The organism is Streptomyces sp. NPDC127038, from assembly GCF_042725875.1.
Lineage (GTDB): Bacteria > Actinomycetota > Actinomycetes > Streptomycetales > Streptomycetaceae > Streptomyces.
Window position 1 is genome coordinate 36,206 of the sequence record NZ_JBHXDQ010000076.1, and the last position, 8,459, is coordinate 44,664.

The following is an 8,459-nucleotide window of genomic DNA, read 5'->3' on the forward strand; positions in this document are numbered from 1 at the left end:
AGGGCTGCGGTACCGTCGATCACGATGGCGACGACTGAGGAGTGCCGCACCGCACTCGACAAACTTTCGGACAACATGGCGGGCGCCGACGGCGACGTGCGCGCGGCCGCGGCCCTGGACCGCTCGCTGAGCTGCCGGATCACCGACCTGGACATCACGTTCGTCGGCCGCCTCAGGGGCGGCCGGATCGAGGTGCTCGACACGCTCCAGGGCCCGCCCCCAGAGCGGGCCCAGATCCGGCTCACCATGAAGGGTGACGACCTGGTGTCGATGGTGAACGGCGAGCTGAACTTCGCGAAGGCCTGGGGTTCGGGCCGGGTGAAGCTGGAGGCGGGCCTGCGCGACCTGCTGCGGCTCAGGACGCTTCTGTAGCGGCCAAGGCGGCAGCGGCGGCACGGACCCTGGCCTTGCGGGCCGCGGGCACCACGAGCGGTGTCCCGGTCTCGGGGTCGTCGATGACCTGGCAGCGCAGCCCGAACACCTCCTCGACCAGTTCGGCCGTGACGATGTCGTTCGGTGCGCCCTCGGCGACGACCTCGCCGCCGCGCAGGGCGATCAGATGGGTGGCGTAGCGGGCCGCGTGGTTGAGGTCGTGCAGCACGGCGACCAGGGTGCGGCCCTGTGTCTCGTGGAGCTCGGCGCACAGGTCGAGGACGTCGATCTGGTGCTGGATGTCGAGATAGGTCGTCGGTTCATCCAGCAGGAGCAGCGGGGTCTGCTGCGCGAGCGCCATCGCGATCCACACCCGCTGGCGCTGGCCGCCCGACAGTTCGTCGACATAGCGATCGGCCAGCTCGGCGACCCCGGTCGAGGCCATCGACTCGCGGACCACCCGCTCGTCCTCCGCCGACCACTGGCGCAGCAGGCCCTGGTGCGGATAGCGGCCCCGGCCGACGAGGTCGCCGACGGTGATCCCGTCCGGCGCGATCGAGGTCTGCGGCAGCAGTCCGAGGGTGCGTGCCACCTTCTTCGCGGGCATCGACTGGATCGCCTGTCCGTCGAGCAGCACCCGCCCGGACGACGGCTTCAGCATCCGCGAGAGGGCGCGCAGCAGGGTGGACTTGCCGCAGGCGTTCGGGCCGACGATCACGGTGAAGGAGTGGTCGGGAATCTCCACCGACAGCTTCTCGGCGATCACACGCTGGTCGTAGGCGAGGGTGACGTCGGCGGCGGACAGGCGGTTCACGGTGCTCCTTGGGGTGTTCTCGTCCGCGGTCAGGGAGGCGGTGTTCGCCGGGCGGCTCATATCCGGCCCGCCTTGCGCTCGGTGACCAGCAGCCACAGCAGATAGACGCCGCCGAGGACGCCGGTGACCACGCCGACCGGCAGCTGGTCGGCGCCGAAGGCCCGCTGCGAGGCCCAGTCCGCGACGACCAGCAGGGTCGCGCCCATGCACATCGAGGGCAGCAGGTTGGGCCCCGGTGCCCGGGTGAGCCGCCGGGCCAGCTGCGGCGCGGTGAGCGCGACGAAACCGACCGGGCCCGCGGCGGCGGTGGCACCCGAGGTGAGCAGCACGGCGGCCACCATCAGCAGCAGCCGCGTCCGCTCGACGCTCACGCCGAGGGCGTACGACACGTCGTCGCCCATCTCCGTCATCCGCAGCCCGCGCGCGTTGGCGAGGACGAGGGGGACGAGGACCGCGCACATGATGAGCAGGGGCCAGACCTGGGCCCAGTCCCGGCCGTTGAGGGAGCCGGTCATCCAGACGACGGCGCGGGCCGCGTCGACGAGGTCGGCCTTGGTGAGGAGATAGCCGTTGACGGCCGTGACGACGGCGGAGACACCGATGCCGACCAGGACCAGGCGGTAGCCGTGCACGCCCTGCTTCCAGGCGAGCAGATAGATGGCGAGCCCGGTCAGGAGTCCGCCGACGAGCGCCCCGAGGGCGACCTCGGCGGCGCTGCCCGAGTACAGGACGATCACGACGAGCGCGCCGGCCGTGGACCCCTGGCCGAGTCCGAGCACGTCGGGGCTGCCGAGCGGGTTGCGGGAGACGGACTGGAAGAGCGCCCCGGACAGCCCCAGCGAGGCCCCCACCAGGAGCCCGACGAGGACGCGCGGCAGCCGCAGGTCGTCGACGATGAACTCCTGGCTGGGGCTGCCGTGACCCGCCAGGGTCCTGAGCACGTCGCCGGCCGGGATCGGGAAGTCGCCGGTGCCGATGAGCACCACGCCCGCCACGGCGGCGGCCAGCAGCAGCAGGACGACGACGGTGACCGTGCGGAGGTCGAACCGGACGGACAGTCCGCCGGCGGTGCGCAGGGCCCGGACGCGGCGCGCTGGACGTCCAGGCGCGCGGCCGGGGGTGTCGGGGGTGTCGAGGACACGTGGGGTCGTCACAGCTGCGCCGTCCTCCGTCGTCGTACGAGAAGGATGAAGACCGGACCGCCGAGGACCGCGGTGACGATGCCGACCTGGAGTTCCGCCGGCCGGGCCACCATCCGTCCGAGGACATCGGCGCCGAGCAGCAGCACGGGCGACAGCACGGTCGCGTACGGCAGGATCCAGCGCAGATCGGGGCCGGTGAAGGACCGGACGGCGTGCGGGACCATGAGCCCGACGAACACGATCGGTCCGCAGGCCGCGGTGGCGGCGCCGCAGAGCACCGTCGCGGCCGCCATGGACAGCGCACGGGTGCGGTTCAGGTTCGCGCCGAGCGCGCGGGCCGTGTCGTCGCCCATGGCCACCGCGTTCAGCGGCCGGGCCAGGGCCAGCGCGAGGACGGTGCCGACGGCGAGGAACGGGGCCACCTGCTCGATCGTCGCGTCCGTCGCCGAGGCGAGCGAACCGACCGTCCAGAAGCGCATCTTGCCGAGGGCCGCGTCGTCCATGATCATCACGGCTTGCAGATAGCCGTACAGCGCGGCGCTGATGGCCGTTCCGGCGAGTGCGAGCCGCACCGGGGTCGCGCCCCGGCTGCCGCCCAGGAACCAGACCAGCGCTCCGACCGCGGCCGCGCCGAGGAAGGCGAACCAGACGTAGCCGGTGAGCGAGGTGACGCCGAAGTAGGTGATCGCGGTGACGACGGCGGCGGACGCGCCCGCGTTGATCCCGAGCAGACCGGGGTCGGCCAGCGGATTGCGGGTGAGCGCCTGGAGGACGGCACCGGACAGCCCGAGCGCGGCGCCGGCCAGCAGCCCGAGCGCGGTACGCGAGATCCGGTCACCGACCACGACGTCCGCGTACGTCCCCGAGTCGTGGAACAGGCCGTGCCACACCTCGGCCGGCGACAGCGCCTTCGCGCCGATCGCGATGCTCGCCAGCGCGACCAGCAGTAGGACGCCCACGGAGACGAGGAGCCCAAAAGCCCGTATCGCCCGGCGGGTTGGGGGCGCGGGGGCGGTTTCCGCGCGCTGTTCAGGAGGACTGTCGACCAACACGAGGTTAGGTTAGCCTACCCTCGCATCCTGTTTCGATGGGGCCGTGCCACCACCCCGGCCGGAGCCCCGGGTCCACGGCCCTCGCCGGGCCGCCCGCACGGGAGCCAGGACCAGAGCCGGGACCAGGGGCAGGGGCAGAGGGACCGGCCAGGGCCCGTCCCGGGCGCCTCGTCCGCCTCGGATGCCCCTCCCGACCACCGGGACCTGCTGCCGCGCCCCTCTCGGGCCCGGCGGCGGATCCCGGTGCGGAGGGTCTGTCCTCCGGTGCGGGGGGTGTGTCCTAGAGACCCAGTCGGGCCAGCGCCTTCCCCCCGTTCAGCTCGCACGTCCCCTCGCCCGCGGCCGTCCACGCCGCCGCGCACAGGGCCCGCAGCCCGTCGAGGGCCTCGCCCTCGCCCGTCAGCTCCAGTTCCTCGCTGCCCGCCGTCGCCGTCCAGCCGCCGCAGCGGAAGCCGTCGCCCGCCTCGACGACCTCGGGCTGCCCGGTGAGCATGCCCCGCAGATCGGCGTCGACGTACGTCGGACGGTGCCGGGGCGGCGCGGCGAGCAGCTGCGCCCCGTCCGTCACCCCGGTCAGGACGAGCAGCGAGTCCACCTCTCCGTTGAACGCGCCCTCGATGTCCGTGTCCAGCCGGTCCCCGACCACCAGCGGCCGCTCGGCCCCGGTCCGCAGGATCGTCTCGCGGTGCATCGGGGGCAGCGGCTTGCCCGCCACCTGCGGCTCGGCACCCGTGGCGATCCGGACGACCTCCACGGCCGCTCCGTTGCCGGGCCCGATCCCGCGCGCGCCCGGAATCGTCAGATCCGTGTTGGAGGCGAACCAGGGAACCCCCCGCGCGATGGCGTAGGACGCCTCCGCGAAGCGGGACCAGGGCAGATCGGGACCGCCGTACCCCTGGACCACCGCGACGGGCCCGTCCTCCGCCGAGTCGACCGGTTCCAGCCCGCGCTCGCGGAGCGCGACCCGCAGCCCCTCGCCGCCGATCACCAGGACCCGGGCCCCCGCGGGGACCTGCTCGCTGATGAGCCGGGCCACGGCCTGCGCCGAGGTGATGACGTCCGAGGCCTCCGTCGGTATGCCCAGCTCCGTGAGGTGCCCGGCGACCGCGTCCGGGGTGCGCAGCGCGTTGTTCGTGACGTACGCGAGGCGCATGCCGCCCGCGCGGGCCGTCGCCAGTGAGTCCACCGCGTGGGCGATGGCGTCACCGCCCGCGTAGACCACACCGTCCAGGTCGAGCAGCGCGGTGTCGTACGCCTCGCTCAGTGCCTGCCCACTGCCCTCGGGCCGTGTCCTGACGGTCTGGCTCATTGCGCATCGCTCCTCGTTAGATCCCTTTCCCCCGATCATCGCGCATGCCACCGACACACTTACGATGCCCCAATGAACTATGCAGGTCCCGAGGAGGAGACACCGGCAGGGAGCGGCCTCGAACTCACCCCGTTCCGGGGCCTGCGCTATGACCCCGAACGGGTCGGCAGCCTGGCCGCCGTGACGTCCCCGCCGTACGACGTGATCGTGCGGCCCGACGGACTCCTCGAACTCGAATCGGCCGACCCGTACAACATCGTCCGGCTGATCCTCCCCCAGGACGGCACGCCCGCCGCCCGCAACCGGCAGGCGGCCGACACGCTGCGCCGCTGGCTGTCGGAGGGCGTCCTGGCCGCCGATCCCGAGCCGGGCCTGTACGTGTACGAACAGCGCGACGGCGACCTGCTGCAACGCGGCGTGATCGGCAACCTGCGCCTGTCCGATCCCGCCGACGGGGTGGTGCTCCCGCACGAGGACGTGATGCCGCACGTGATCGCGGACCGCGCGGCCCTGATGCGCGCCACGTCCGCCAATCTCGAACCCCTGCTGCTGACCTATCGCGGCAACGGGTCCGAACGCGGCGCCGGTGCCGTCATCGAACGCACCGTCGCCCTGCCGCCGCTGCTGTCCACCAGGACGGAGGACGGCATCAGCCACCGCCTGTGGGCGGTCACCGACCCGGCGGAGCTCGCGGAGATCCGCGCGGACCTCGGCCGGCACCAGGCCCTGATCGCCGACGGGCATCACCGGTGGGCGACGTATCTGCGTCTACGCGCGGAGCATCCCTCGCCGAGCCCCTGGGACTACGGTCTGGTCCTGCTGGTGGACACCGCCAGGTACCCGCTGCGCGTCCGGGCCATCCACCGTCTCCTGCACCGTCTGCCGGTCGCCGAGGCGCTGGCCGCTCTCGGGGACTCCTTCCGCGTGCGTCACCTCGACGTGCCCCTCGCCGAGGCGCTGGAGGCCCTGGCCGCGGCGGCGGCCGAGGGGAACGCGTTCCTCCTCGCGGGCGACGGCCGCTTCCACCTCGTCGACCGCCCGTCCCCCGCACTCCTCGCCCGTACGATCCCGGCGGGACACCCGGAGGCGTGGCGCGCGCTGGACGCAACGGTGCTGCACGCGACCCTCCTCGACCATGTGTGGGGCATCCCGGAGGACTCCCCCGCGCACATCGCGTACATCCACGACACGACCGCCACGGTCGAGAAGGCGGAGCGCGACGGGGGCACGGCCGTGCTGATGCACCCGGTCCACGAGGAGGTCGTACGCGAACTCGCGCGCCAGGGGGTCACGATGCCGCGCAAGTCGACCTCCTTCGGGCCGAAGCCGGCGTCCGGTCTCGTCCTGCGGGCGCTCACGCCCTGAGGGAAACCCGGCTGCCGGGAACTCCCCCGGAAACGCCACGTGGGCGGCGGGCACCTTCCGGTGTCCCGCCGCCCACGTTTTCGCGCCGTGGTGTCCGGCGTCAGTCCTGCGGACGGTGAGGAGCGTCGTCCTCGTCGTCGTCCTCGTCGTCCTCGTCGTCGAGGTCGTCCACGTCGTCCGTGACGGTGTCCGTGGCCGCGGTCTCGGACGCGAGCTCGTCGTCCTCGTCGTCCTCGTCGTCCTCGTCGTCCTCGGCGTCGAGTTCGGGCGCGGCTCCGGCCGCGGTCCCGTTCACGGGCTCGTCGTCATCGTCGTCGAGGGCGTCGACGAACTCGACGCCGTCCATCTCGGCGAGGCGGTCGGAGGCGTCCGTGCTGCCGTCCTTGTCGGACTCGACGGTCTTGGCGAACCACTCGCGTGCCTCGCCCTCACGTCCGGCGGCGAGGAGCGCGTCGGCGTAGGCGTACCGCAGTCGCGCGGTCCAGGGCTGGACGGAGTTCGAGGCGAGCTCCGGGCTCTGGAGGGTGACGATGGCGGCGTCCAGCTGGTCCATGTCGCGCCGGGCACCGGCCGCCACGAGCCGCATCTCGACCTGGCTCGCCTTGTCCAGCTTCTGGACCTCGGGCGCGCCCGCCATCTCCAGCGCCTTCTCGGGCCGGCCCATGCCGCGCTCGCAGTCCGCCATCACGGGCCACAGCTCCACGCTGCCGGTCATCCGGCGCGCGGCGCGGAACTCGGCGAGCGCCTCGCTGAACTTCTGGTTCGCGTACGCGGCGAAGCCGGCGGCCTCGCGCACGGCGGCGACACGTGAGGCCAGTCGCAGCGCGATCCTCGAGTACGCGTACGCGGTCTCGGGGTCCTCGTCGATGAGCCGGGCGACCATCACCAGGTTGCGGGAGACGTCCTCGGCGAGCCCCTTGGGCAGGCTCAGGAGCTCCTGTCGCACGTCCTGGTCGATCTCCTCGCCCGTGACCTCGTCCGGGATCGGCAGCCGCTTGATCGGCTCACGGTCCCGGTCCCGCTCGTCGCGGAAGCGGCCGCCACCGCGACGGTCGTCGCCACCGCGGTCGTCACGGCCGCGGAAGCCGCCGGGGCGCCCGCCCCGGTCGTCACCGCGCGGTCCGCCACGGCCGCGGTCGTCGCGTCCGCGGTCGTCACGGCCCCGGAAGCCACCGCCGCTGCCACCACGGTTGTCGTCACGGCGGAAGCCGCCGCGCTCGTCGTCGCGACGGGGGCCGCTGGGACGCTCGTCACGACGGAAGTCACCACGGTCGCCACGGTCGTCGCGACGGAACGGCGGACGGTCGCTGTCACGGCGCTCTTCACGGCGGAAGTCGCCGCCGCCCCGGTTGTCGTCACGGCGGAAACCGCCGCGGTCGTCGTCACGGCGCGGGCCGCTGGGACGCTCGTCACGACGGAACCCGCCACGGTCATCGCCGCGGAAGCCACCGCGGTCGTCGTCGCGACGGGGGCCGCTGGGGCGCTCGTCACGGCGGTCGTCGCGGCGGAAGGCCGGACGGTCCGGGTCGCGGCGGAACCCGCCACGGTCGTCGCCGCGGCGCTCGTCACGACGGAAGTCACTGCGGTCGTCGCGACGGAAGCCGCCACTGCTGCCGCCACCACGGTTGTCGTCGCGACGGAAACCGCCGCCGGCGCTGCCACCACGGTCGTCACGACCACGGTAGCCACCACTGCTGCCGCCACCGCGGTTGTCGTCACGGCGGAAACCGCCACCGCTGCCACCACCACGGTTGTCGTCACGGCGGAAGCCGCCGCGGTCGTCGTCGCGACGCGGGCTGCTGGTGCGGTCGTCGCGGTTGAAGGCGGGGCGGTCCCCGTCCCGGCGGAATCCGCTGCCGCTGCCACCGCGGTCGTCGCGGCGGGGGGCGCCACCCGGACGGTCGTCACGGCGGAACGGCGGCCGGCCGCCCCGATCGCCCTCGCGGCGGTCGTCGCGGCCACGGTAGCCACCCGTGCTGCCACCGCTGCTGCCGCCGCCGCGGTTGTCGTCGCGACGGAAGCCGCCACGGTCACCGCCGCGGCTGTCGTCACGGCGGTCGTCGCGCCGGCCGGAGCCACCACGGTCGTTGTCCCGGCGCGGGCCGCCGCGGTAGTCACCGCGGTCACCACTGTCACGACGGCGCTGGTCGCGCTCCGGTCGCTCGTCGGGAGAGTTGGTGGACATGGGGTGACTCCTGTCTTCGGTACCGCAAGTCATTCTCGCGCAGCCGGGTACCCGGCGCGCTTCGGCAAAACAAAAAGGACCCTCAGCCCCAGCGAGTCGCTGGGACCAAGGGTCCTCCAAATTTAGTTCGGCGGCGTCCTACTCTCCCACAGGGTCCCCCCTGCAGTACCATCGGCGCTGTGAGGCTTAGCTTCCGGGTTCGGAATGTAACCGGGCGTTT

The 8,459-nt window shown here is 73.1% G+C and carries 7 protein-coding genes and 1 rRNA gene; 2 read left to right on the forward strand and 6 right to left on the reverse strand.

Annotated features, from left to right (window positions below):
- The first annotated feature begins 24 nt into the window (after nt 1–24).
- Nucleotides 25–372, forward strand: a complete 348-nt coding sequence (locus ACFWI4_RS35505; protein ID WP_339128493.1) for an SCP2 sterol-binding domain-containing protein — start codon at nt 25–27, stop codon at nt 370–372.
- Here the strand turns inward: ACFWI4_RS35505 and ACFWI4_RS35510 are convergent.
- The 4 genes from ACFWI4_RS35510 to ACFWI4_RS35525 all read right to left on the reverse strand — a co-directional run bounded on the left by ACFWI4_RS35510 (nt 356) and on the right by ACFWI4_RS35525 (nt 4,689).
- Nucleotides 356–1,246 carry an ABC transporter ATP-binding protein gene (locus ACFWI4_RS35510; RefSeq protein ID WP_387205005.1) on the reverse strand — a complete coding sequence of 297 codons (891 nt, stop codon included), beginning with the start codon at nt 1,244–1,246 and terminating at the stop codon, nt 356–358. The two genes, ACFWI4_RS35505 and ACFWI4_RS35510, sit on opposite strands and share 17 nt — an antisense overlap.
- Entirely contained in the window at nt 1,243–2,340 is a 1,098-nt protein-coding gene (locus ACFWI4_RS35515; protein WP_387205008.1) for a FecCD family ABC transporter permease, read from the reverse strand. The genes ACFWI4_RS35510 and ACFWI4_RS35515 overlap by 4 nt, the downstream gene beginning before the upstream one ends.
- The gene (locus ACFWI4_RS35520) at nt 2,337–3,380 is read right to left on the reverse strand and encodes a FecCD family ABC transporter permease (RefSeq protein WP_387205011.1); all 1,044 of its coding nucleotides are present in this window, start codon (nt 3,378–3,380) and stop codon (nt 2,337–2,339) included. Before ACFWI4_RS35520 ends, ACFWI4_RS35515 begins: the two co-directional genes overlap by 4 nt.
- 280 nt (nt 3,381–3,660) lie before the next feature.
- Nucleotides 3,661–4,689: an HAD hydrolase-like protein gene (locus ACFWI4_RS35525; protein WP_387205014.1), complete on the reverse strand. Its 1,029-nt coding sequence runs from the start codon at nt 4,687–4,689 to the stop codon at nt 3,661–3,663.
- A 72-nt stretch (nt 4,690–4,761) separates the two neighbouring features.
- Here ACFWI4_RS35525 and ACFWI4_RS35530 point away from each other — a divergent pair, with 72 nt between their 5' ends.
- Nucleotides 4,762–6,054: a DUF1015 domain-containing protein gene (locus tag ACFWI4_RS35530; protein WP_387205017.1), complete on the forward strand. Its 1,293-nt coding sequence runs from the start codon at nt 4,762–4,764 to the stop codon at nt 6,052–6,054.
- 100 nt (nt 6,055–6,154) lie between these two features.
- On the opposite strand, the gene ACFWI4_RS35535 is transcribed toward ACFWI4_RS35530, so the two are convergent.
- Together ACFWI4_RS35535 and rrf are read right to left on the reverse strand one after the other, a co-directional pair.
- On the reverse strand, nt 6,155–7,000 hold the full coding sequence (locus ACFWI4_RS35535; protein WP_387205027.1) for a hypothetical protein: 846 nt from the start codon (nt 6,998–7,000) through the stop codon (nt 6,155–6,157).
- A 1,364-nt stretch (nt 7,001–8,364) separates the two neighbouring features.
- Nucleotides 8,365–8,459: ribosomal RNA gene (gene rrf / locus ACFWI4_RS35540) — 5S ribosomal RNA — on the reverse strand; the annotation flags it as partial.

Excerpts from the sequence above, each read along its gene's own strand:
- ACFWI4_RS35505 (WP_339128493.1), top strand. The coding sequence starts at position 25 with ATGGCGACGACTGAGGAGTGCCGCACCGCACTCGACAAACTTTCGGAC.
- ACFWI4_RS35510 (WP_387205005.1), bottom strand. The coding sequence starts at position 1,246 with ATGAGCCGCCCGGCGAACACCGCCTCCCTGACCGCGGACGAGAACACC.
- ACFWI4_RS35525 (WP_387205014.1), bottom strand. The coding sequence starts at position 4,689 with ATGAGCCAGACCGTCAGGACACGGCCCGAGGGCAGTGGGCAGGCACTG.
- ACFWI4_RS35530 (WP_387205017.1), top strand. The coding sequence starts at position 4,762 with ATGAACTATGCAGGTCCCGAGGAGGAGACACCGGCAGGGAGCGGCCTC.